22 protein-coding genes are annotated in these 22,444 nt (G+C 67.6%); 8 read left to right on the plus strand and 14 right to left on the minus strand.

What is annotated here, in order from left to right; translation table 11 throughout:
• Window positions 1-21 precede the first annotated feature (21 nt).
• The 4 genes from AB4Y99_RS08415 to argH form a co-directional block, all read right to left on the minus strand.
• Window positions 22-2,748 carry a TIGR02302 family protein gene (locus tag AB4Y99_RS08415; RefSeq protein WP_441522993.1) on the minus strand — a complete coding sequence of 909 codons (2,727 nt, stop codon included), beginning with the start codon at window positions 2,746-2,748 and terminating at the stop codon, window positions 22-24.
• Window positions 2,749-2,973: 225 nt separating this feature from the next.
• Complete coding sequence (gene lysA / locus AB4Y99_RS08420; protein WP_441522994.1) at window positions 2,974-4,263, minus strand: diaminopimelate decarboxylase; 1,290 nt, start codon at window positions 4,261-4,263, stop codon at window positions 2,974-2,976.
• Window positions 4,264-4,435: 172 nt separating this feature from the next.
• Window positions 4,436-4,714: an LPS translocon maturation chaperone LptM gene (lptM, locus tag AB4Y99_RS08425; RefSeq protein WP_441522995.1), complete on the minus strand. Its 279-nt coding sequence runs from the start codon at window positions 4,712-4,714 to the stop codon at window positions 4,436-4,438.
• 190 nt (window positions 4,715-4,904) lie between these two features.
• Window positions 4,905-6,290 (minus strand): argininosuccinate lyase, encoded by a 1,386-nt coding sequence (gene argH / locus AB4Y99_RS08430; RefSeq protein WP_441522996.1) that lies wholly within the window; start codon window positions 6,288-6,290, stop codon window positions 4,905-4,907.
• 30 nt (window positions 6,291-6,320) lie between these two features.
• Between argH and tlpA the strand changes: the two genes are divergently transcribed.
• The 4 genes from tlpA (at window position 6,321) to AB4Y99_RS08450 (ending at window position 10,327) form a co-directional block, all read left to right on the plus strand.
• The gene (gene tlpA / locus AB4Y99_RS08435) at window positions 6,321-6,950 is read left to right on the plus strand and encodes a thiol:disulfide interchange protein TlpA (protein ID WP_112765236.1); all 630 of its coding nucleotides are present in this window, start codon (window positions 6,321-6,323) and stop codon (window positions 6,948-6,950) included.
• Window positions 6,951-7,063: 113 nt separating this feature from the next.
• Window positions 7,064-8,083 (plus strand): hypothetical protein, encoded by a 1,020-nt coding sequence (locus tag AB4Y99_RS08440; protein ID WP_441522997.1) that lies wholly within the window; start codon window positions 7,064-7,066, stop codon window positions 8,081-8,083.
• 77 nt (window positions 8,084-8,160) lie between these two features.
• Window positions 8,161-9,891, plus strand: coding sequence for a carbamoyltransferase family protein (locus AB4Y99_RS08445; RefSeq protein ID WP_441523011.1), 1,731 nt, complete (start codon window positions 8,161-8,163; stop codon window positions 9,889-9,891).
• Window positions 9,892-10,081: 190 nt separating this feature from the next.
• Entirely contained in the window at window positions 10,082-10,327 is a 246-nt protein-coding gene (locus AB4Y99_RS08450) for a DUF1272 domain-containing protein (RefSeq protein ID WP_441522998.1), read from the plus strand.
• Between the two features lie 44 nt (window positions 10,328-10,371).
• Here AB4Y99_RS08450 and grxD read toward each other — a convergent pair whose 3' ends face one another.
• The 7 genes from grxD to galU all read right to left on the minus strand — a co-directional run bounded on the left by grxD (window position 10,372) and on the right by galU (window position 16,269).
• Window positions 10,372-10,707, minus strand: a complete 336-nt coding sequence (gene grxD / locus AB4Y99_RS08455) for a Grx4 family monothiol glutaredoxin (RefSeq protein WP_441522999.1) — start codon at window positions 10,705-10,707, stop codon at window positions 10,372-10,374.
• Between the two features lie 121 nt (window positions 10,708-10,828).
• Window positions 10,829-11,305, minus strand: a complete 477-nt coding sequence (locus tag AB4Y99_RS08460; RefSeq protein WP_441523000.1) for a hypothetical protein — start codon at window positions 11,303-11,305, stop codon at window positions 10,829-10,831.
• Window positions 11,302-11,535 carry a BolA/IbaG family iron-sulfur metabolism protein gene (locus AB4Y99_RS08465; protein WP_038363838.1) on the minus strand — a complete coding sequence of 78 codons (234 nt, stop codon included), beginning with the start codon at window positions 11,533-11,535 and terminating at the stop codon, window positions 11,302-11,304. Before AB4Y99_RS08465 ends, AB4Y99_RS08460 begins: the two co-directional genes overlap by 4 nt.
• 12 nt (window positions 11,536-11,547) lie before the next feature.
• A complete protein-coding gene (gene purL, locus AB4Y99_RS08470) occupies window positions 11,548-13,758 on the minus strand; it encodes a phosphoribosylformylglycinamidine synthase subunit PurL (protein ID WP_441523001.1) in 2,211 nt (736 codons plus the stop codon).
• A gap of 94 nt (window positions 13,759-13,852) precedes the next feature.
• Entirely contained in the window at window positions 13,853-14,290 is a 438-nt protein-coding gene (locus AB4Y99_RS08475; protein WP_441523002.1) for an acyl-CoA thioesterase, read from the minus strand.
• On the minus strand, window positions 14,290-15,177 hold the full coding sequence (locus tag AB4Y99_RS08480; protein ID WP_441523003.1) for a methyltransferase domain-containing protein: 888 nt from the start codon (window positions 15,175-15,177) through the stop codon (window positions 14,290-14,292). Before AB4Y99_RS08480 ends, AB4Y99_RS08475 begins: the two co-directional genes overlap by 1 nt.
• Window positions 15,178-15,390: 213 nt before the next feature.
• Window positions 15,391-16,269 carry a UTP--glucose-1-phosphate uridylyltransferase GalU gene (gene galU, locus AB4Y99_RS08485; protein WP_441523004.1) on the minus strand — a complete coding sequence of 293 codons (879 nt, stop codon included), beginning with the start codon at window positions 16,267-16,269 and terminating at the stop codon, window positions 15,391-15,393.
• 169 nt (window positions 16,270-16,438) lie between these two features.
• On the opposite strand from galU, the gene galE reads away from it, so the two are divergent.
• Window positions 16,439-17,431: a UDP-glucose 4-epimerase GalE gene (gene galE, locus AB4Y99_RS08490; protein ID WP_441523005.1), complete on the plus strand. Its 993-nt coding sequence runs from the start codon at window positions 16,439-16,441 to the stop codon at window positions 17,429-17,431.
• Window positions 17,432-17,593: 162 nt separating this feature from the next.
• Here galE and rnk read toward each other — a convergent pair whose 3' ends face one another.
• Complete coding sequence (gene rnk / locus AB4Y99_RS08495) at window positions 17,594-18,022, minus strand: nucleoside diphosphate kinase regulator (RefSeq protein ID WP_441523006.1); 429 nt, start codon at window positions 18,020-18,022, stop codon at window positions 17,594-17,596.
• A gap of 270 nt (window positions 18,023-18,292) precedes the next feature.
• On the opposite strand from rnk, the gene AB4Y99_RS08500 reads away from it, so the two are divergent.
• Entirely contained in the window at window positions 18,293-19,447 is a 1,155-nt protein-coding gene (locus AB4Y99_RS08500; RefSeq protein WP_441523007.1) for a lytic murein transglycosylase, read from the plus strand.
• Between the two features lie 58 nt (window positions 19,448-19,505).
• Window positions 19,506-20,723 (plus strand): SGNH/GDSL hydrolase family protein, encoded by a 1,218-nt coding sequence (locus AB4Y99_RS08505; protein ID WP_113254911.1) that lies wholly within the window; start codon window positions 19,506-19,508, stop codon window positions 20,721-20,723.
• Window positions 20,724-20,757: 34 nt separating this feature from the next.
• Here AB4Y99_RS08505 and AB4Y99_RS08510 read toward each other — a convergent pair whose 3' ends face one another.
• Window positions 20,758-21,312: a GNAT family N-acetyltransferase gene (locus tag AB4Y99_RS08510; protein ID WP_441523008.1), complete on the minus strand. Its 555-nt coding sequence runs from the start codon at window positions 21,310-21,312 to the stop codon at window positions 20,758-20,760.
• A gap of 140 nt (window positions 21,313-21,452) precedes the next feature.
• Between AB4Y99_RS08510 and AB4Y99_RS08515 the strand changes: the two genes are divergently transcribed.
• A complete protein-coding gene (locus AB4Y99_RS08515; RefSeq protein WP_441523009.1) occupies window positions 21,453-21,986 on the plus strand; it encodes a DUF3859 domain-containing protein in 534 nt (177 codons plus the stop codon).
• A gap of 18 nt (window positions 21,987-22,004) precedes the next feature.
• On the opposite strand, the gene AB4Y99_RS08520 is transcribed toward AB4Y99_RS08515, so the two are convergent.
• Window positions 22,005-22,444 (minus strand): ATP-binding cassette domain-containing protein (locus AB4Y99_RS08520; protein WP_441523010.1); only part of this gene is annotated, 440 nt, incomplete at its 5' end.

Genomic DNA, 22,444 nt, shown 5'->3' on the forward strand with positions numbered 1-22,444 from the left:
GAGGCGCGGGGAGCGGTCCGCTCAGTTCCGCCGGAGCAGCCGCTCCAGATAATCCAGTTCCTCCTGCGGCCGCAGCGGATCGCCGAGGCGCTTGCGCAGCTCCTCCAGGATGCGCCGCGCCCGCTGCGTCGCGCTCTCGTCGGCGCCGGGAACCTTGACCCGGCCATCGGCCCAGTCGCGCTGACGCTGCGGGCGGCCGAGCGGATCCTCGCTGCCGCGCTGCTGGGCCGAGGGGCGGCCCTGCTGGCGCCCGTCCGGCTCGCCATAGGCCTGGCCCTCGCCGTCGCCCTCGCCGGGCTGGCCCTGCATCTGCTGGGCGAGGTTCTGGCCGCCGCGGCGCAGCGCGTCGAGCGCGCGGCCCTGCGCGTCCAGCGCCCCTTCCCCGTCGCCTTGCCCGAGCTGCCGCTCGGCCTCGCGCATCGCCTCCTCGGCCTCACCGAGCTCGCCATTCTGCGGCGCGCCCATGCCGCGCATGCGCCGCTGCAGATCCTGCAGCCGCTCGCGCAGGGCCTGCTGGCGCTGGGACAGACCACCCTGCCCCTGGCCGTTCTGGCCCTGCATGCCCTCGCCGCCTTCGCCGTCCTCGCCCTGATCGCCCGGTTGCTGGCCGGGCTGCTGACCGCGCTGGCCCTGCTGGCCGCGTTGCCCTTGCTGGCCCTGCTGGCCACGCTGACCGGGGCGCGCCTGCTGCTGGCCGGGGCGCTGGCCGCGCTGGGTCTGCCCCTGCCCGCGCTGCTGGTTCTGATAGGTCTCGTCGCGCAGGTTCTGCTGGTCGCGCGTCATCCGGTCGAGATCGCCCAGCGCCTGGTTCATCTGGTTCTGGCGCGGATCGCCCTGGCCGGGCCGCGCCATCTGCAGATTGTTGAGCATCCGGTTGAGCTCTTCCATCAGCCGCTGCGCCTCGGCCATGTCGCCGCGCCGCGACAATTCCTCGATGCGATCGAGCATGTTCTGCAGGTCGCGTGGCGTCACCGTCCGGAAATTCTCCGGCAGCTGCGCCTGGTTCTGCTGGCCGTTCTGCTGCTGGCGCATCATCTGCTCGGCGAGCTGGCGCATGTAGTTGTCCATCGCCCGCCGCATCTCCTCGGTGAGCTTCTTGATCTCCTCCTCGGAGGCGCCACGCTCCAGCGCCTGCTGCAGATTCTCCTGCGCCTGCCGCAGCGCCCGCTCGGCATCGGACATGTCGCCGTCCTCGAGCTGGAGCGCCATCGCCCACATCAGCTCGGACACCTCGCGCAACTCGTCGTCGCTGCCGGATTTGCGCAGCCGCTCCGTCAGCATGCGCATGCCGAGATAGGTCCCCATCTCCTTCATGAAGAGCCCGGGCTCGATCATCAGCGCATCCATGGCGAGCTGCACCCTGGAGCGGTCGTCGACATTCATCACGAGCTTGCGCCGCTGCTCGACCAGCGCCTTGGCCAGCGGATTGGTGAAGGTGCGCTGCGGCAGCACGACCTCGACCGGCTGGCTGCGCCCCTCCTGCCCGGCCTCGTCCTTGGCGATCAGCACCATCCGGACCTTCGCCCCGGCCCAGGGATGCGCCGAGAAATCGACGGTGCCCTTGAGCTCCTCCTCGCCGGTGGCGGAGGAGGGCACGGCGAGGTTCTGCTTCGGCGGGTCGACCAGCGAGCGGCCGCCGGCAGCGGCGTCGGGGCGCGAGACATCGACCTCGATCGAGGCGATGCCGTAATCGTCCTTGGCCTTGTAGGTGATGCTCAAGCCCCCAGACTGGGCGCCAACGACCGGCTTCGGCGTATCGACGAAGGCGATGGTCGGCGGCAAATCGGGAATGGCGGTGATGCTGAGCGTGGTGCCGGGCGCGCCGCTGCCGGTCAATCTCAGCGTGCCGTTGCCGGCGAGCACATAGCGCTTCTCCAGCACCGCCTGCTGCGGGTCGCTGCCTTGCGCCTGCCGGGCCGGCTGGGCGCCCGCCTCGCCTTCTTGGGCCTTGCCGTCTTGGGCCTCGGCCGGCTTGGTCTCGAGCTTTCCGGTGGTGACGACGTCCATATTGGTCTTGCCGGCGATGCGCACGACGATCGTCGACTTCTCCGGCGCGCTGAGACGCGGGCTCGCGAGCTTGGCGAAGTCGATCAGGATCGGCGGCAGGCGGGTATAGGCCGGCGGGTCGATCCAGGCGTCGATGCGGGTCGAGGGCGAGGCGCCCGGCGGACCCTGCCAGTCGAAGGCGGCGGAGAGGCGCTGGGTCGTCTCGGGGCCGGCGACGAAGAAGGCCGCGATGGCGGCGAGCAGCGGCACCGCGCGCAGCGCCCGCCGGTCGCGAGCCGCCATCAACGGACGCGGCGCCTCGATCCTGAGCGCCGCGACCTGCCGGCTCTGGCGCTCGACATGCAGCTTCCAGAGAGCTTGCGAAACCGGATCGCTGGAGCCGACGGCGAGGCTGTCCTCCAGCGCCGAAGCGGGCCGATGCCCGCCGGCGAAGGAGCGATCGAGCCGGGTCAGCGCGTCGCGATGCGTCGGCAGCACGATGCGGGCGACGTGCCAGAGGCTGGCGAGAAAGGCCCCCGCAAAGGCGAGCACGCCCGCGATCCGCCCATACCAGGGCAGATGGGTCCAGAGCCCGAACCAGGACAAGGCGAGGAAGGCGAGGACGACACCGAGCGGCAACCACAGCCGCGGCCACAGCCGTTCCCAGCCGAGCGAAACCCGCGAGGCCAGCGTGAGGCGGCGCAACCGTTGCCGGATGCCGTCCATCGTGTCGGGCGCCTTGCGGCGCTCTGCCTCGCTCATGCCATCGCTCCGGGCAGCCCCCATTTCCGTCGGTTCATCGCCTTACTGAAGCAGGCTAACACGGGAATGTGGCATTGCCAGTCCCCGGACCGGCCTTTGCACCGCGCTCGACGTTTCGTGAACGGGCACACAGGCCGTCATGCCCGGGCTTGACCCGAGCATCGCTGAAACCAGAGCCAACTGGTCATGAGATTCTCGGGTCAAGCCCGAGCATGACGCGTGAATTTACGCGAACCACCCCGGCAACCTGTCCGCCCCGATCAGCTCCTCATAGCTCTGGCGCGGACGGGTCACGGCATATTGGTCGCCCTTGACCATCACCTCGGCCACGAGCAGGCGCTGATTGTAGGTCGAGGACATCGAGGCGCCATAGGCGCCGGCGGTCATGAAGGCGATGAGATCGCCTTGCTTCAGCGCCGACAGCACCCGCCCCGTGGTGAAGGTGTCGCCCGATTCGCAGATCGGCCCGACCACGTCATAGGCGACGTCCGGCGCCCCGATCGCCGGCTCGGCCACCGGCCAGATCTCGTGATAGGCCTCGTACATCGCCGGCCGGACGAGGTCGTTCATCGCCGCGTCGACGATGAGGAACTGCTTGGTCGGACGCGGATTGAGATGCAGTACCCGCGTCAGCAGGATGCCGGCATTGCCGACGATGAGACGTCCCGGCTCGAAGCCGAGCTCGACATCGAGCCCCTTCGTCACCCGTCCCACCATCTCGGCATAGGCCTCGATCAGCCCCGGGCCGTAATCGAAGCTCTTCGGGATGTCGTAGGGAATGCCCAACCCGCCGCCGAGATCGAGCCGCTCGACGCGGTGCCCCTCCCCCTTCAGCGCGCCGACCAGCGCCACCATCTTGGAATAGGCCGCCTCGAAGGCGTCGATCTCGCGAATCTGGCTGCCGATATGCACGGCAAGCCCCATGATCCGCACGCCCGGCATGTTGGCCGCCCGCCCATAGAGCCGGCCGACCTCCTCGAAGGAGACGCCGAACTTGTTTTCGGAGGAGCCCGTCGTGATCTTGGCATGGCCGCCGGCGCCGATATCGGGATTGACCCGGAACACCGCCTCCTGCCGCTTGCTGAGCGAGGCCGAAACCTTCGAGAGCAGGTCGAGCTCGCTCTCGCTCTCGATATTGACCTGGTAGATCCCGGCCTCGACGGCGAAACGCAATTCCTGCTCGCTCTTGCCGACGCCGGAAAACACGATCTTCTCGGGCGGGATGCCGGCGGCCAGCGCCTTGCGCACCTCGCCCTCGGAGACGGTATCGACGCCCGCTCCGAGCGCGCCCAGCGTCTTCAGCACGCCGAGATTGCCATTCGCCTTCATGGCGTAGAAGACATGCGCCTTGCCCGCCGGCACGGCCTTCTTCAGTGCCTGCTCGAAGAGCTTGTAGTGCCGCTCGATCGTCGCGCTCGAATAGACATAGACCGGCGTGCCAACTTCGGCCGCGATCCGGTTGAGGTCGACGCCCTCGGCATGAAGCGAGCCGTCGCGATAGGCGAAATGATGCATGGGCGGAACCCCGGAACGAGATCTGTTGAACCGTCGCCGTCATCCCGGGCGACCGAAGGGAGACCCGGAAGCCCTGCCGGAGCGCTTCCGGTCGAGGCTCAGGCATGGATCCCGGCTCTGCGCTACGCTTGGCCGGGATGACTTCGCGGCAAGCTGGTGAGGGCGCCGCCGCTCACATCAGCGGATCGAGCAGGAACGGTTTTTCCGGCACGGTGATCGCCCGGTTCGCCTTGGCCGGCTTGGCCAGCACCGAGGCCRAACCGTAATCCGACACGTCGTTCGACTGCGCGCCGATCTGGTTGTCCGGCAGGTCGACGGCGCCGGAGACGTTCGGCGGCGCTTCGAGCGGCCCCTTGCGCCCGCAGGCGGCGAGCGCCACGCCGAGGAGGCCGACGACCAGGAGGGTGCGGCCGAATTTCAGGCGGGCAAGATTCAGACGGGATGGAAGCACGAAGACGAACCCTCGAACGAAACGTGGCGGGACAGTAGCGGAGGATGCGGCGAAGCGCGAGCGGTTGCGACAATCCTTCGCCGTCATTCCGGACGCCGCGAAACGGAGATCCGGAATCCATCGTAGAGCACCAACGCCCGTCGATGGATCCCGGGTCAAGCCCGGGATGACGTGGCGTTTCGCCGTCCGACTAGCCTTTCGCAAGCTGCTTCAGCCAGCGCCTGGCCTGCTTGCGGACATTGGCCGGGGCCGTGCCGCCATAGCTGACGCGGCTCTTCACCGACTGGTCGACGCCGAGCACGGCGAAGACGGCCTCGGTGATCTGAGGCTCGACCGCCTGCATCTCGGCGAGCGAGAGCTTCTCCAGCCCGACCTTCTTCTCCGAGGCGATGCCGACGAGCCGGCCGGTGACGTGATGGGCGTCGCGGAACGGCATCTTCAGCACGCGCACCAGCCAGTCGGCGAGGTCGGTCGCCGTGGCATAGCCGGCGCCCGCCGCCTTCTTCATCGCCTTGAGGTCGGGCTGCACGTCGCGGACCATGCCGGCCATCGCGGCGAGGCACAGCGAAAGCGTCTGGAGGGCGTCGAACGTGCCTTCCTTGTCCTCCTGCATGTCCTTGGAATAGCTCAGCGGCAGGCCCTTCATCATTGTCAGCAGCGCCTGCAGCGCGCCGAAGACGCGCCCCGCCTTGCCGCGCACSAGYTCGGCCGCRTCGGGRTTGCGCTTCTGCGGCATGATCGAGGAGCCSGTCGWGAAGGCGTCGGAGAGCCTGACGAAGCCGAATTGCGGCGTCGCCCACAGCACGATCTCCTCGGCCAGCCGCGAGAGATGCATGGCGCAGATCGAGGCGGTCGACAGGGTCTCCAGCGCGAAATCGCGATCCGAGACCGAATCGAGCGAGTTCGCCGTCGGCCGGTCGAAGCCGAGCGCCTGCGCCGTCATGTGCCGGTCGATCGGGAAAGAGGTGCCGGCGAGCGCGGCCGCGCCCAGCGGACATTCGTTGAGGCGGGCACGGGCATCGCGCACCCGGCCGCGGTCGCGGCCGAGCATCTCGACATAGGCGAGCAGATGATGACCGAAGGTGACCGGCTGCGCCGATTGCAGATGGGTGAAGCCCGGCATCACCGCGCCGGCATAGGTATCGGCCTTTTCGGCCAGCGCGCGCTGGAGGTCGGCCATCTGCCCGTCGAGCTCGTCGAGCGTGTCGCGCACCCAGAGCCGCATGTCGGTCGCGACCTGGTCGTTGCGCGAGCGGGCGGTGTGCAGCCGGCCGGCGGCCAGGCCGATCTTGTCCTTGAGGTTCGACTCGACGTTCATGTGGACGTCTTCGAGCGCACGCGAAAACGTGAAGGCGCCGCTCTCGATCTCGCCTTCGACCTGCTTGAGGCCGGCGGTGATCGTCGCGACGTCTTCCTTGGTCAGGATGCCGGTTTCGGCCAGCATGGCGGCATGCGCCAACGAACCGCGGATGTCCTGGCGCCAGAGCCTCTTGTCGAAATCGATGGAGGCGTTGATCTCCTCCATGATGGCGTCGGGACCTGTGGCGAAACGCCCACCCCACATGCGGTTGCTCACGGCGGTCTTTCCTGCTTTTGAGGACGCACGATGACGTCAGGAACGAAGATCGGACTGGCCCTCGGGGTCGTGGCGGCGCTCGGCCTCGCTGGCGTGGCAGCCTTCTACTCCGGGCTGGGCGATGCCGGCAACGGATCATGCAGCGCGGCCGCCAAGACCGCAGCGCGCATGGCGCCGCTGGCGAAGGGCGAGGTCGCGGCGGTCGAGATCCGCCCCCGGCCCGAGCCGGCGCCCGAGCTCGCCTTCAGCGGGCCGGACGGCAAGCCGCTGACGCTCGCCGACTTCAAGGGCAAGACCGTCCTGGTCAATCTCTGGGCGACCTGGTGCGCGCCCTGCCTGAAGGAAATGCCGGCGCTCGACGTGCTGGAGCGCGAGATGGGCGGCCCCGATTTCGCGGTCGTCGCCATCAATATCGACACGCGCAACCTCGACAAGCCGAAGGCCTGGCTAGCCGAGAACAAGGTCACCACCCTGCCCTTCTACGGCGACCCGCAGGCTTCGACCTTCCAGGCGCTGCGCAAGGCGCATAAGGTCGAGGGCATGCCGGTCAGCATCATCGTCGACAAGACGGGCTGCGAGCTCGGCATCATCCAGGGCCCGGCCGATTGGGCGAGCGCCGATTCGAAGGCGCTGATGGCTGCGGCCACGGGCCGACCCTGACCGAATTCCACCGGACCAAAGACCGGATGGACCGCATAGCCGGCGGCATGACGAACTCTTGTCGCATTGCGGCGTTCTGTTGCGGACGACATCGAAGACCGGAAGGACGAGCCATGACCCATCCACGCAGCCGCGCGAGCCGATTCGGCAGCTCCGGATCCGGCAAGTCCCGGCTCGGCAAGTCCGGTGCTGTCGCGCTCGCCTGCATCGCCTGGCTGGCGCTGGCGCCGGCCGTCGCGCAGGAGCGCAAGCCGATCCCCGGCACCAGCGTCTCGCTCGCCGCACCGAAGGGCTTCGAGCCGGCCACCGGCTTCTCCGGTCTGGTGAACAAGGCGAACCAGGCGAGCGTGCTGATCGTCGAGCTGCCGCCCGAGGCCCATGCGCAGCTCTCCACCCTGTTCGGCAATGCCGATGTGGCCAAGGCGAACTTCGCCCGCCAGAACATCACGATCAAATCGGTGGAACAGATCACTGTCGGCGGCGACAAGGTGCCCTTGCTGACGGGCTCGCAGGTCGCACCCACCGGCGACACCTTCGACAAATGGATCGTCCTGCTCAAGGGCGAGAAGACCGTGATGCTGACGGTGCAGGCGCCCCAGAAGGCCAAGCTCGCCCCGGCGCAGATCAAGGCGATGATCGCCTCGGTCTCGCTCGGCAAGGAGCCGTCGCTCGACGAGAAGCTCGCCGCCCTGCCCTTCGCCATCAAGGCGGCCGCGCCCTTCCGCGTGATCGACAGCATCGGCGGCTCCGGCCTGCTGATGACGGTCGGCGACAAGAACACCGATCCTTCCGGCACGCAGCCATTGCTGGTCGTCGCCTACCAGCCCACCGGGCCGGTCAAGCCCGGCCAGGAGGACGCCCTTTCCGAAAGCCTGCTCAAGGGCACGCATAATCTGGAAAACGCCACGGTCGCCGAGCGCAAGCGCGTGCCCTTCGCCGGCCAGGACGGCATGCTGCTCACGGGCTCGTTCAAGCACCCGAATGGCGCCAACAAGAGCTTTGCCCAGTATCTGGCGATCGGGCCGGATAGCCGCTTCGTGCGGCTGATCGTCATGGCCGACGAAAGCGAGATGCCGCAACTCCAGCCAGCCATCGACCAGACGGCAGCGAGCATCTCCTTCAAGGACAAATAGCAACCCTCCCCCGCGCGCAGCGACGGCCCGCGCCATTCGGATTGGCGCGGCGCCCCGGCACGGGTAAAGGCATGTCCATGCGTTACACGATCGGCCTCGCCACCACCTTCCACGACCCCGCCCTCGCGATCATCGGCCCGAATGGCGAGGTTCTCTTCGCCGAGGCGACCGAGCGCTATCTGCAATACAAGCGCGCGCCGAACTGCGAGCCGGATTCGGCCCCGCGCATGGAAGGGCTGCTGAAGCGCTACATCCCGGACGGCGCCGAGGTCGCGATCGCCACGAGCTGGGGCGAGGACTTCACCGGCTTCCTCGACCAGATGGCGCGCGCCGGCTCCCTCAGCCTCGAGGCGCTGCTCAAGCTCTCGCCCGAGCTCAACCGCTCGCTCGTGCCGGAACGCACCGAGCGCGCGCTCATCGCCTCGCTCCACCACGCCCAACAGCGCGCCGGCATGGGCGTTCTGCTCGGCCTCGACCGCGCCTATGACAAGGCCAATGTCACCGGTCTCACGCGCTACGGTCACCATCTCAGCCACGCAGCCTATGCCTGCTGGTCCTCGCCCTTCGACAATGCCGCCTGCCTCGTCGTCGACGGCATGGGCGAGACCGGGGCCTCCGCCATCTTCGCGCTGGAGAACGGCAAGCTGCGCGAAGTGAAGCGCCATCGCGGACGTGAATCGATCGGCTTCTATTTCGGGCTCGTCACCGACCTCGCCGGCTTCGACCAGGCCAAGGGCGAGGAATGGAAGATCATGGGGCTCGCCCCCTATGGCAAGACCGATCCGGAATTGATGGCGCTATTGCGCAGGCTCTATGCGATCGAGGGCCATAAGCTCTCCTTCGCCAAGGCGGATGTCGTGCAGGCGGTCGCCGCCGAAATCCTCGCCCGCCGCCCGGCCGACGCGCTCGACAAGGGCTGGGCCGACCTCGCCCGCTGCGGGCAGGATGTCTTCGCCGAGATGATGGAGGCGCTGCTCGCCGAGACCGCCGCTCTGGTCCCGAGCGAAAACCTCGTCATGGCCGGCGGCTGCGCGCTGAACTCCTCCTTCAACGGCAAGATCGTTGGCCGGCATGGCTTCCGGACGGTTTTCGTGCCTTCCGCGCCTGCCGACGACGGCAACGCCATTGGCGCGGCGTGGCTTAGTCACGCAGAGGCGAACCCGGATTGGCGCGCGCCGAAGGGGCCGCTTTCGCCCTATCTCGGCTCGACGGTCTCGACCGAGCCCTTCGAACGCATGCAGGCTTGGGAGCCGCGCCTGCGCAAGCTCAGCGCCGACGAGATCGCGCCGGTCACCGCCAAGCTCCTGACCAAGGGCAAGCTGATCGGCTGGGTGCAGGGCCGCGCCGAGTTCGGCCCGCGCGCGCTCGGCAACCGCTCGATCATCGCCGATCCGCGCCCGGCCGACGCCAAGGACATCCTCAACGCCAAGGTGAAGTACCGCGAGGCCTTCCGCCCCTTCGCCCCCTCGATCCTGGCCGAGCAGGCCGCCGACTGGTTCGAGAACTACCAGGACGCGCCCTATATGGAGCGCACGCTCACCTGGAAGGAGACGGTGCGTGACCGCGTCCCGGCCGTGGTCCATGAGGACGCGACGGGCCGCCTCCAGAGCGTCACCGCGCAGCGCAATCCGCGCTATCACGCGCTGATCTCGGCGTTCCATGAACTGACAGGCGTGCCAGTGATCCTCAACACCTCCTTCAACATCATGGGCAAGCCGATCCTCCACACGGCGGAGGATGCGATCCTGATGTTCTATACGAGCGGGCTCGACGCGCTGGTGATCGACGACTGGCTGCTGGTGAAATAGCCGGCGCAGTCAGGCATTCCCAAAAACACGCCGTCATCCCGGGTCTCCCTGCGGTCGCCCGGGATGACAGTGCAAAATTCCAAGGTCGAGAAAAATCGATCCGCGCCATTGATCGGTCGGATCACGCGAAGTCGCTGGCGTCGTCCCGGTTCGCGGTCATTCTTCCGCCACCCGCAAAGGAGACGACGCCATGCTGCAACTGCGCCCGAACTGCGAATGCTGCGACCGGGACCTGCCGCCCAAGTCGCGCGACGCCCTGATCTGCACCTATGAATGCACCTTCTGCGCCGATTGCGCCGAGAGGCGCTTCGCCGGCATCTGCCCGAACTGCGGCGGCGACTTCGCGCGCCGGCCGATCAGGCCGGAGCGCATGCTGGCGAAACACCCGGCGTCGACAGAACGCGTCCGCAAGCCGCACCCGCAATGCGCGGCCTGAGAAGCACCGGCAGGTCAGAAAGCTGATTGGGAAACCGGCGAGCCTCAGCTCGCCTGCTTCACCGAAATGCCCTTCTCCTCGAAGAGCGCCTGCAACTCGCCGGCCTGGAACATCTCGCGGGTGATATCGCAGCCGCCGACGAACTCGCCCTTGACGTAGAGCTGCGGGRTGGTGGGCCAGTTCGAATATGCCTTGATGCCCTCGCGGATCTCCTGATCCTCCAGCACGTTCACGCCTTTGAACGGCACGCCGATATAGCCGAGGATCTGCACGACCTGGCCGGAGAAGCCGCACATCGGGAATTGCGGCGTGCCCTTCATGAACAGCACGACGTCGTTGCTCTTCACTTCGGCATCGATACGGGCATTGATGTCGGACATGGGATAACGGCCTTTCTGCCGGACGATCTGATGGCGCTCGCTAGTGCGGTCCGCCTTATATCGGGGCGAGCGTTAGCAGATTCCAGAGCACCTCGCACCAGCCCCGGCCGCTCATCGGCCCTCAGGGCGCGGCATACCCCTCGGGGAAGGCGCGCGACGCCTCGTTCTCGAAGCGGAAATTGGTCATCGCCCAGCCCTCTTTGATCTTCTTGTAGGTGAACTGGAAGTACATGAACGGATAGCGGTTATCGTCGTACTGCGCGTAGAACACCATCACCCGGATCAGGTCGTTGAAGTTCCGGTCATAGGCGAGGCCGAGGACGTCGGGCTTCTTCTTGCTGAACGGCCTGAGATTGGTGGAGAGCTCGGTGTTCTCGCCCTTCTTCCTCAGAAGCCGCATCACCTCGGCGACGAAAGGCTCGCCGCCGTCACTCTGGAGCTTGTCGAGCAAGGCACGCGAATTCGCGGCCGGATCCTCCACCGGCGGCATGATCTGGGCCATGACCGGACTTGCGCCCAGCGCGATGCAGAACCCAGCGGCAGCCAGGCCGGCGCGCCACGGCGCGAGGCGCAGCCCCCCCGGCGCCAGCCGGCTCATTCCGCCACCGCCGTCGTCAGCGCAAGGGCGTGCAGCACGCCGCCCATATTCCCCTGCAGCGCGGCATAGACCATCTGGTGCTGCTGCACCCGGGTCTTGCCCTTGAAGGCCGCCGAGGTGACGGTCGCGGCATAGTGGTCGCCGTCCCCAGCCAGATCCTTGATCTCGACCGCCGCATCCGGCAGCGCCGCCTTGATCATGCGCTCGATCTCGTGCGCGTCCATCGCCATGGTCTTGCCTCCTCAGGCCGCCTTGCCGGCCATGTAGGACGGCAGCCAGTCTTCATGGATCTTGCGCAGATCGGCGACAGCCAGGGCCGGCTCGCCCGGAAGGCTGAGCGCCGTGCCGCCCGTCTTGCCGATGGTGAGCGCCGGCACGCCAGCCGCCTTCGCCGCCGCGATCACCGCATCGGCCTCGGCAGCCGGAACCGTCATGACATAGCGCGCCTGATCCTCGCCGAAGAGTGCGGCGTGGGCCGAGCCGGCCGGCAGCGTCTCGATGGTCGCGCCGACGCCCTTGGCCATCGCCATCTCGGCAAGCGCAACCGCAAGCCCGCCATCCGACACATCATGGCAGGTCGAGACCGTGCCCGACGCGATCAGCCCGCGCACGAAATCGCCGTTGCGGCGCTCGATCGCGAGATCGACAGGCGGCGGGGCGCCTTCCTCCCGGCCGCAGATGCTCGCGAGATAAGAGCTCTGGCCGAGCCAGCCCGCGGTCTCGCCGATCAGGATGATCGCCTCGCCCTCGCCCTTGAAGGCAATGGTGGCGTGCTTCGTGACATCGGCCATGACGCCGACGCCGCCAATGGTCGGGGTCGGCAGGATCGAGACGCCGTTGGTCTCGTTGTAGAGCGAGACATTGCCCGAGACGACCGGGAAATCGAGCGCCTTGCAGGCCTCGCCGATGCCGCGGACGCAGCCGACGAACTGGCCCATGACCTCCGGCTTCTCGGGATTGCCGAAGTTGAGGTTGTCGGTGATGGCGAGCGGCGTCGCGCCCACCGCGGTGAGGTTGCGCCAGGCTTCCGCCACCGCCTGCTTGCCACCCTCGAAGGGATCGGCCTCGCAATAGCGCGGCGTGACATCAGCCGTCATGGCGAGGCCCCGCGGCCCCTCCTCGATGCGGATGACGCCGGAATCACCGCCGGGCCGCACCACCGAATTGCCGAGGATCAGCGTGTCGTATTGCTCCCAGATCCAGCGCTTCGACGACAGGTCCGGCGAGCCGATCAGCCTCTTCAGCGCCTCGGCGTTGCCGCAGGGCGGCGTCACGCTTTCCGGCGCGATGCGCTGCTGCGGCGGGGTCTCGATCCAGGGCCGGTCATATTCGGGGGCCTCGTCGCCAAGCTCCTTGATCGGCAGGTCGGCCATGACCTCGCCCTGATGCTTCACGACGAAACGCAGCGTGTCGGTGGTGTGGCCGATGACGGCGAAGTCGAGCCCCCATTTGGTGAAGATCGCCTCGGCGGCCTCCTCATGGCCCGGCTTGATCACCATGAGCATGCGCTCCTGGCTCTCCGAGAGCATCATCTCATAGGCGCTCATGCCCTCCTCGCGGCAGGGCACCTTGTCGAGGTCGAGCTCGACGCCGAGATCGCCCTTGGCGCCCATCTCGACGGCCGAGCAGGTCAGGCCGGCAGCGCCCATGTCCTGGATCGCGTCGACATGGCCGGCGGCCATGATCTCGAGGCAGGCTTCGAGCAGCAGCTTCTCGGCGAAGGGGTCGCCGACCTGCACGGTCGGGCGCTTCTCCTCCGACTTGTCGTCGAATTCGGCCGAGGCCATGGTCGCGCCGTGGATGCCGTCACGGCCGGTCTTGGATCCCAGATAGACGATCGCCTTACCGACGCCGGAGGCCTTGGCGTAGAAGATCTCGTCGGCCTTGGCGATGCCGACCGCCATGGCGTTGACGAGGATGTTGCCGTCATAGCGCGTGTGGAAGCCGGTGGCGCCGCCGACATTCGGCACGCCGAAGGAATTGCCGTAGCCGCCGATGCCGGCAACGACGCCGGAGACGAGGTGGCGGGTCTTCGGATGCGCCGGATCGCCGAAGCGCAGCGCGTCGAGCACCGCGATCGGGCGCGCGCCCATGGTGAAGACGTCGCGCAGGATGCCGCCGACGCCCGTGGTCGCGCCCTGATAGGGCTCGATGAAGGACGGGTGGTTGTGGCTCTCCATCTTGAAGACGATGGCCGTGCCCTCGCCGATATCGATGACGCCGGCATTCTCGCCGGGACCCTGGATCACCCAGGGCGCCTTGGTCGGCAGCGTCTTCAGATGGATCTTCGAGGATTTGTAGGAGCAGTGCTCGTTCCACATCGCCGAAACGATGCCGAGCTCGGTGATCGTCGGCTCGCGGCCGATCAGATGCAGGAAGCGCTGGTACTCGTCCGGCTTCAGGCCGTGCTCGGCGACGAGTTGCGGGGTGATCTTGATGTCGTTCGGAATCACGGGCTCAGGCTTCCTGGCGGTCCGGCAAGGGGTTGGCAGGGGCATAGCCTGCCTTAACGTGCGAGACAACGCATTCGCGGCTGAGACGCCGTTTTCAGCTCTGGATGGCAGTCAACGCGGCCCTGAGCGGCGCCGGAATCGGCACCGGCTTCTGGCTCGCCCGCGCGACATAGACATGGGTGAAGCGTCCTTGCGCCGCCGCCTGCTCGCTCCCCTGCCTGAAGATGCCGATGCGATAGGTCACGGAGCTGGTGCCGAGCCGTTCCACCGCGATGCCCGCTTCGACGGTTTCGGGAAAGGCGACGCTCTCGAAATAGCTGCAGCCGGTCTCGACCACGAGCCCGACGATCGCGCTCGTCGCCGGATCGAGGAAGCCGTTCTCGATCAGCCAGGCATTCACCGCCGTGTCGAACCAGCCGTAATAGACGACGTTGTTGACGTGGCCATAGACGTCATTGTCGTGCCAGCGCGTCGGAATGGCGCGGAAGATGCGGAAATCGGCGCGAGTCAGGCGGGATGCATGCTCGGCCATCAGCCTTCGCCTCCCGGCTTCTCGCCGGTCTTGATCTCCGGCACGCCGAGCGCATCGGCCAGCCGCGCCTTGGCGGAACCCGGCCGCAAGGGCTTCTGCTGGCTCTCATGCGGCGCCCAGCCGGAGAGCCAGACGAATTCGAAGGTCGCCGGCAGGCGTCCATCGGCATCGGCGAAGCGCGCGGCATAGAGCGACGCCGCACGCAGCAAGGTCTCCCGCTTCAGCGGTGCCTTGCGGCGCGCGACGAGGGTGTTGGCCCAGCCCATCGCCCTGAGATCGCGGAAGAGACCGAAGGCGTCGCGATAGCGCACGGTCACGATTTCGCTGTCGATGACGGGCAGGGCGAAACCGGCTCGCTGGAGGAGCCCGCCGAGGTCGCGCAGATCGGCGAAGGGCGCGACGCGCGGGCTGACCCCGCCAGTCGTCTCGCTCTCGGCTTCGAGCAGCGTCTGCCGGAGCTCCTGCAGGGAGCGCCCGCCGAGCAGGCAGGCCATGAACAGCCCGTCGGGCTTGAGCGCCCGCTTGATCTGGATGAGCGCGCCGGGCAGGTCGTTGACGCCGTGCAGCGCCAGCAGCGAGACGGCCAGATCGAGCGAGCCGGCCGCGAAGGGCAGCCGTTCGAGATCGCCGACCAGATCGGCCGACGCACCGTCCGCCTCCGCCATGCGCCACACCCGACCCGCCTTGCCGGCAAGGACCGGCGCGACGACCGGCAGCGGCGTGCCGAGATCGACCGCCACCCCGAATTCGCGCAGCACCGCGCCGAGCCGCTCCTCCAGATCGCCGGCCGCGCGTTGCAGCAGGAAATCCGGGTAGTCACCGGCAAGCGCGCGCTTCAGCCGCGACCGGCCGAGCGCACGATCGAACACGAGGCTCTGGTCACTCAACGGGGCATCTCCTGCATGGCCCCTCATCCGGCATTTTCCAGGGAATGGCCACCCGGCAAATCGAGTGCGGGAGGCGGTTTCCCATGCCTATCAAACGCGGGGCGTCCCGGACGGAGCGAAGCGGAGATCCGGAATCCCCGCCTGAACCGGTCCGACATGGCTCCCGGGTCGACCTGTGGTCGCCCGGGATGACCCACGCTCTTCCTGTCCGCTTCAGCGATCGAGCAGCTTCTCGATCTCCGCGCGCAGTTGCGGGCCGAGATCGCCGCGGTCGAGCGCATAGGCCACATTCGCCGTCAGGAAGCCGATCTTCGAGCCGGTGTCGTAGATCTCGCCATCGAAGCGCACCGCGAAGAACGGCTCCTGATGCGACAGCGCGATCATCGAATCGGTGAGCTGGATCTCGCCGCCCGCACCCTTCTCCTGGTTGGCGAGCAGGTTGAAGATCGTCGGCTGCAGGATGTAGCGGCCGGTGATGTGCAGGTTGGACGGAGCGGTGCCCTTCGGCGGCTTCTCGACCATGCCGGTGATCTTCGAGACCTTGGCCTTGGCGTCCTCGACGCCGACGATGCCGTATTGATGCGTCTGATCGTCCGRCACCGGCGCGACGGCGATGTGGTTGCCGCCATGCTGGTCATAGGCCTCGATCATCTCGGCAAGGCAGCCCTTGCCCGCGCTGTAGTGCAGCATGTCCGGCAGCAGCAGCGCGAAAGGCTCGTCGCCGACGATCTCGCGCGCGCACCAGACCGCATGGCCGAGGCCGAGCGGCGCCTGCTGGCGGGTGAAGCTGGTCGCGCCCGCTGCCGGCAGATCGTGCTTCAGCGCCTCCAGCTCCCTGGTCTTGTTGCGCTTGGCGAGGGTATCGTCCAGCTCGTAGGCCATGTCGAAATGATCCTCGATCACCGCCTTGTTGCGGCCGGTGACGAAGATGAAATGCTCGATGCCGGCGGCGCGCGCCTCATCGACGACATGCTGCACGACCGGACGGTCGACGATGGTCAGCATCTCCTTCGGGATCGCCTTGGTGGCGGGCAGGAAGCGGGTGCCGAGACCAGCGACAGGGAGAACGGCCTTGCGGATGCGTTTCGTCATGAAGGGTCCTTGACGCGAGTGCCTTTGCCGAAGCGAGGCTTTGATGGGGTGGGCCGCACAACTGTCACTGTCGTCGGCCATCAGGAGCGTATTAGCTGACAGGCCTTGAGAACCCGTCAACCGGTTTCGGATAGGCAGAGTTCCAGACGAAGATGAGGCAAGAGTGACAATGGCGGTATTGGTCTCAGGCGGCGCCGGCTACATCGGCAGTCATATGGTGCTGGARYTGCTSGATCGCGGCGAAAAGGTCGTSGTKCTCGACRATCTYTCGACCGGYTTCTGGTGGGCCGTTCCGCCCGAAGCGACCTTCATTCAAGGGGATGTCGGCGATCAGGAGCTGGTCGAGAAGCTGATCGCCGAGCATGGCGTGACGGCGCTGGCGCATTTCGCGGCGCGAATCGTTGTTCCTGAATCGGTGAGTGATCCGCTTGGTTATTATTTCAATAATACTGTCAAAACCCGAGCATTGATTGAAAGCGCCGTGCGCGGCGGCGTCAAGCACGTGATCTTCTCCTCGACGGCGGCGGTCTATGGCGAGCCCGCCGTCTCGCCCGTGCCGGAGGATATCGCGCTCAACCCGATCAATCCCTATGGTCGCTCCAAGCTGATGAGCGAATGGATGCTGCAGGACGCGGCGAAGGCCCATGGCTTCTCCTACATCGCCCTACGCTATTTCAACGTCGCCGGCGCCGACCCGAAGGGGCGCTCCGGCCAGTCCTCGCCCAACGCCACCCATCTGATCAAGGTCGCGAGCCAGGCSGCGCTCGGCCAGCGCGACGGCTTGACCATCTTCGGCACGGATTACGCGACGCCGGACGGCACCTGCATCCGCGATTACATCCATGTCACCGATCTCGCCCGCGCCCATCTCGCCGCGCTCGACCATCTGCGCGATGGCGGCACGAGCCTGACGCTGAACTGCGGCTATGGCCGCGGCTATTCGGTGAAGGAGGTCACCGAGGTGGTGAAGAAGGTCTCCGGCGTCGACTTCCCGGTGACGCTCGCCGCGCGCCGGCCCGGCGACCCGGCCTCGCTCATCGCCCGCGCCGACCGCATCCAGGCCGAACTCGGCTGGCGGCCGCAGCATGACGATCTGGAGGAGATCGTCGGCCAGGCCCTCGCCTGGGAGGAGAAGCTCAGGATGAAGAACGCCTCGGCCTGAACTTCACATCACGCCGTCTTCGGAAAACCCACCGTCATTGCGGACAAGCCGCGTCAGCGGCGCCGATCCGGAATCCATCGAGAAGCACCGCGCTCTATGATGGATTCCGGGCCTTCGCCCGGAATGGCGGTGCGCATCTGGGAAGGCAGCACGCATCCGACCTCAGGCCGCCGCCGTTTCCCCGGCAGGCTGGCCAACCGCCACGACGGTCAGGCGCTTCACATCGCCGGAGCGCGTCGTCCAGTCGATCGAGCGGCCGGAAGCCATGCCGATCAGCGCGACGCCGATCGGCGTCATCACCGAGATCCGGTTCTTCTCGATATCCGCATGCTCAGGCCAGACCAGCGTAACCTTGGTCTCCCGCCCGGTGCTCTCGTCGCGATAGGTGACTTCGCTGCCGATATGCACATGCTCGGCCGAGACCCGGCCTTCCGGCAGGATCCGGGCGCGGTCGAGCTCAAGCGTCAGCTCGGCGGCGAGTTCCGGCATGGTGTTGGCTGCGCCCGCCGCGATGCGGCTGAGCATCGCATGGTCGGCGGCGGTCACGGTGATGGCAGGGCGCGCGGGCGCCTTCCTGGTCTTGTCGGTCATGTCTGTCTCTCGGAGAAATCAGCGCAGGCGGCCGGGCGCGAAACAGGCCCGGACGAACGCCGTCGCTGGAAGATGGGAATCAAGTGGAGGCGCCCCCGGACCGGAGGCGCCAAGCGCAACAGGCCCGGGGCTATAAGCCCGCGATGACGTTACCCGACCGATGCCGGCCGCGAGCGAAGGAAAAGGCGCTGTGCATCCGATCAGGGTCGGACAATCGCCGCGGCTTGTCAAATTGCGCGCAATTTGCCGCAGTATTCCCCGATTTAACGCTTGGTTAATCTTGTTCGGGCGCTCTGGAGGTGTTTTCATCCCTCAGCCGTCGGGGACATCTTCCTGCARCGGCTCTGGCCGCAGGCGCAGGCGCGCGGCATCTCGCGCAMGACCTTCGATCTCGCCTTCCGSGGCGTGACGCCSGACGCCTCGATCGTCGCGCTGACCAAGAAGCAGTCCGAGTTCAGCGCGCCGATCTGGAGCTATCTCAACAACGCCGTCGGCGGCGGCCGCGTCCAGCGCGGCCAGGCGGTGGCGGCGGAGAACGCGGCCGTGCTGGCCCAGGTCGAGGCCCGCTACGGCGTGCCGAAGGAGGTCRTGCTCGGCGTCTGGGGCATGGAGACCAATTTCGGCTCCTTCAAGGGCAGCAAGGACGTCATCCGCTCGCTSGCGACGCTCGCCGMKATCCGCTACCGCGGCGACTTCTTCCGCGAYGAGTTGCTGACCGCGCTCGAGCTGATCCAGAAGGGCTATGTCGAGCGCRRCGARYTGCGCGGCTCCTGGGCCGGTGCCATGGGCCACACCCAGTTCATGCCGTCGAGCTACATGAAATACGCCGTCGACTGGACCGGCAACGGCCATGCCGACATCTGGAACTCGTCCAGCGACGCCATCGCCTCCACCGCCAACTACCTGAAGAGCTATGGCTGGGTCCCCGGCCTGCCCTGGGGCATGGAGGTTTCGCTGCCGGACGGCTTCGACCATCGCCTGGACAAGGCGAGTTTCGCCGCCTTCCGCTCCGCCGGCGTGCGCCGGGCCGATGGCCGCGCCCTGCCCTCCTCCGGCGAGGGCCGCCTGTTCTACCCCGCCGGCCATACCGGCCCGGTGCTGCTGCTGACCGCGAATTTCGACGTCATCAAGAAATACAATTCCTCCGACGCCTATGCGCTGGCCGTCGGCCATCTCGGCGACCGCATCATGGGCCGGGCGGCGATCCAGGCCGATTGGCCGCTCAAGGCCGCCCGCCTCGACATGGCCGGCACCAAGGACGTGCAGCGCCGCCTGAAGGCGCTGGGACTCTACGACCACGACGCGGACGGGCGCATCGGCACCGGCACGCGCGAGGCGGTGCGGCGCTACCAGATCAGTGTCGGCGAGATCGCGGACGGCTATCCGACGCCGGCCCTGCTCACCCGGATGCGCGGCTCCCGCTGACTTTTGGCCCATCCGGCCCTATATTGAACCTGTCCCGAGCCGCTGGATCGGATGGCTGATGCGCCTGCGCTCGCTCGTCATGGTTCTCTGCTCCGCCTGCCTGCTCCTCCTGACTGGCGGCCCCGTTTCGCTTGCCCAGCAGCCGCCGCAACAGCAGCGCAGCCTGTTCCAGCTCTTCTGGCAATTGCCCGCCAGACCGGCCGTGCAGCCGCAGCAGCCGCGCCTGCGCCCCAGCCCKGCCCCGGTCGTTCGGCGCAGCAGGGCAGCGGCCCCCGTCGTCGTTCGCGACGATCCCGTCATCCCGAAGGTCGATGTCACCAACCACATCGTGGTGATGGGCGATTCCCTCGCCAACCTGCTCGCCGACGGCCTCGACGAGGCGCTGAACGACCGCCCCGATGTCGAAGTCACCCACCGGACGAAGCCGGATTCAGGCCTCGTCCGCACCGATTTCTACGATTGGCAGAAGGCCGTCACGGATCTGCTCGCCAGCGACCAGAAGATCACCATCGCGGTCATGATGGTCGGGCTCAACGACCGCCAGCCGATCCGCGAAGGCGACATCGTGCAGGAGCCGCTGAGCCCGCGCTGGCTGGAGCTCTATCGCGACCGCGTCGACGCGCTCGCCACCGCCTTCGCGGCCAAGCGCATCCCGCTGATCTGGGTCGGCGTCCCGCCCGTGCAGAACGCCCGCCTCTCGGCTGATCTCGTCACGCTGAACGAGCTTTACCGCGAGCGGGCCGAGAAGGCCGGCGGCCAATATGTCGACCTCTGGGGCGGCTTCGTCGATTCCGAGAACCGCTATACCGCGACCGGCCCGGACGTCTCCGGCCAGCCGACGCGCCTGCGGCTCGGCGACGGCGTGCACTTCACCAAGGCCGGCGCCCGCAAGGCCGCGCATTTCGTCGACCTCGTCATCCGCCGGATCATCGAGCAGGCGCCGCAGAGCAATGTGATCGCCCTGCCGGTCGCTCCCGACACCGGCGCCCCGACCGCGCCCGAGCTGCAGCCCGGCGGTGTCGAGCGCCTGATCGACCAGATGGCCGCGGGCTTGCCGGCGATCGGCCTGCCGCAGGCCCTGCAGGCCCGCCCCCTGGCCGGGCCGATCCAGCCGCTGACCGGACAGGCGGCGCCCTCGGCACAGCCGCTGCTCGCCTCGATCACGGAAGCGCGCGGCCGCGGCGATGCGGCCGACCAGCTCGAGCGCGTCTTCGGACAGGGCATCGCGCCCGAGCCCGTGCCGGGCCGCATCGACGACTATCGCTGGCCGCGGTGAGGACCGGGCCGCTGCCCCGGCATGCTGCCCGGCATCAGGCCGCGCCGCGCCACTCCGTCGCGAGCAGCGCATAGAGCAAATCGTCCCGCCAGACCTCTCCCACGCGCAGATTGTCGCGCAACAGGCCCTCGCGGCGGAACCCGAGCTTCTCGATCAGCCGGATCGAGGCGTGGTTGTCCGGATGGATGAAGGCCTGGAGGCGATGCAGACCGAGCTCCGAGACGCAGAAATCGAGCATCGCCGTGACCGCCTCGGTCGCAATGCCCTGCCTGTGCAGCGCGGGATCGATCATGTAGCCGATGCTCGCCCGCCTGCTGCGGATATGCCCGTCGTGATAGTTGACGAGCCCCAGGCAGCGATCGGTCCCGGCATCGGCGACCGCCCAGAACCGGTAATAGGACGGCGTGCAGTCGACGAAGCTGCGCACGGAGCGCTCGGTTTCGATGCGCTTCGTGTAGGTCGGCTGGTTCCAGAACCGCATCGCCTCGGGGTCGGCGAAGCAGGCATGCATCGCATCCACGTCATCGGCACGGAACTGGCGCAGGCGGGGCGTCGCAAGGACCGGATGCGGGATCGCTTGCTTCGGCATGCGGTTGCCTCGGGCGAAGGGCTATCCTGATGCTCGACCGCCGGGATGGCCGGCCGCGGCGCCGGAGCCCGACACTCCATCTTTGACTGGCGTTTTTGCAAAGTTCAACATGCGAGGCAGCGGAACGCCCCCGAGGTCTCATGAGCAAACGCCGATATATGGCCGCGATGGCCGCGATGATTCTTGCCGCCGTTTCCGGCTCCGCGGTCGCCGCGCCGAAAGCCGAGATCGTCGATTTCGGAGTCACTGTGGGCCGCCGCATGATGGCGGCCCCGACGCCCGGCGGAACCGGTCTCGAACCGGCTCGCGAAATGAAGAACATCCGCTACCTCGAGCGCGCGGACCGCATCGAGGCGCGGCTATGCCGGAATTTCGGCCTCACGCTCAAGCTGAGCGACGCCATTCCCCAGATCCTGCCGCGCCAGGTCTCCGTCCGCGTCCTGCACCCCCAGTTCACCAGCCCCGATGGCAAGACCAGCACGCAGGACCGCTTCCCGAGCGCGGTGATCGAGGGCGTCACCCATATCGGCTTCACCTTCGATCACGAATGGGAAATGGAGCCGGGCAGCTGGACCTTCATCGTCTCGGCCGGCGGGCAGGAGATCGCGCGGAAGGACTTCACCGTCACCGCTCCCCCGCCCGGCGCCCCCAACTCCGATTGCGGCGTCGGCTGACCCTACGCCCGGCCCGGATCAACCCGCCATCAGCCGGTCGAAGACCGGATCGGGATCATCGACTTCGACCAGCTTCCTGCCCGAGATCACCCAGATCCGCGTCGCCACCGCCCGCACGAAGGCCCGGTCATGGCTGACCAGCAGGCAGGCGGGCTCGTGCTCGATCAATTCGCGCTCCAGCCGGTCCTGCCCGTCGATATCGAGATGGTTGGTCGGCTCGTCCAGCAGGTAGAAGTTCGGGTGTGCGAGGCGCAGCAGCAACATGGCGAGCCGGGCCTTCTGCCCGCCCGAAAGCCTGGCGAGCGGCGCGGCCTGGGCCTCGCTGGCGATCCCGGCGCCGGCCAGCAGCGTGCGCGCAAGCTGGTCGCCGACATCGCTCGACCGCTTCACGGCTTCCCAGGGCGTGGCCCAGCCATCGAGCTGCGAGAGCGCCTGATCGGAATGGGCCATCCTCAGGC

The organism is Allobosea sp. TAB14, from assembly GCF_052113865.1.
Taxonomy (GTDB): Bacteria; Pseudomonadota; Alphaproteobacteria; order Rhizobiales; family Beijerinckiaceae; genus Allobosea; species Allobosea spartocytisi.

What these genes read in the sequence shown, in the direction of transcription:
- AB4Y99_RS08415 (WP_441522993.1), bottom strand. Translation starts at nt 2,748, where the DNA reads ATGAGCGAGGCAGAGCGCCGCAAGGCGCCCGACACGATGGACGGCATC.
- lysA (WP_441522994.1), bottom strand. Translation starts at nt 4,263, where the DNA reads ATGCATCATTTCGCCTATCGCGACGGCTCGCTTCATGCCGAGGGCGTC.
- tlpA (WP_112765236.1), top strand. Translation starts at nt 6,321, where the DNA reads ATGACGTCAGGAACGAAGATCGGACTGGCCCTCGGGGTCGTGGCGGCG.
- AB4Y99_RS08440 (WP_441522997.1), top strand. Translation starts at nt 7,064, where the DNA reads ATGACCCATCCACGCAGCCGCGCGAGCCGATTCGGCAGCTCCGGATCC.
- AB4Y99_RS08445 (WP_441523011.1), top strand. Translation starts at nt 8,161, where the DNA reads ATGCGTTACACGATCGGCCTCGCCACCACCTTCCACGACCCCGCCCTC.
- AB4Y99_RS08450 (WP_441522998.1), top strand. Translation starts at nt 10,082, where the DNA reads ATGCTGCAACTGCGCCCGAACTGCGAATGCTGCGACCGGGACCTGCCG.
- AB4Y99_RS08460 (WP_441523000.1), bottom strand. Translation starts at nt 11,305, where the DNA reads ATGAGCCGGCTGGCGCCGGGGGGGCTGCGCCTCGCGCCGTGGCGCGCC.
- AB4Y99_RS08465 (WP_038363838.1), bottom strand. Translation starts at nt 11,535, where the DNA reads ATGGCGATGGACGCGCACGAGATCGAGCGCATGATCAAGGCGGCGCTG.
- AB4Y99_RS08475 (WP_441523002.1), bottom strand. Translation starts at nt 14,290, where the DNA reads ATGGCCGAGCATGCATCCCGCCTGACTCGCGCCGATTTCCGCATCTTC.
- rnk (WP_441523006.1), bottom strand. Translation starts at nt 18,022, where the DNA reads ATGACCGACAAGACCAGGAAGGCGCCCGCGCGCCCTGCCATCACCGTG.
- AB4Y99_RS08510 (WP_441523008.1), bottom strand. Translation starts at nt 21,312, where the DNA reads ATGCCGAAGCAAGCGATCCCGCATCCGGTCCTTGCGACGCCCCGCCTG.
- AB4Y99_RS08515 (WP_441523009.1), top strand. Translation starts at nt 21,453, where the DNA reads ATGAGCAAACGCCGATATATGGCCGCGATGGCCGCGATGATTCTTGCC.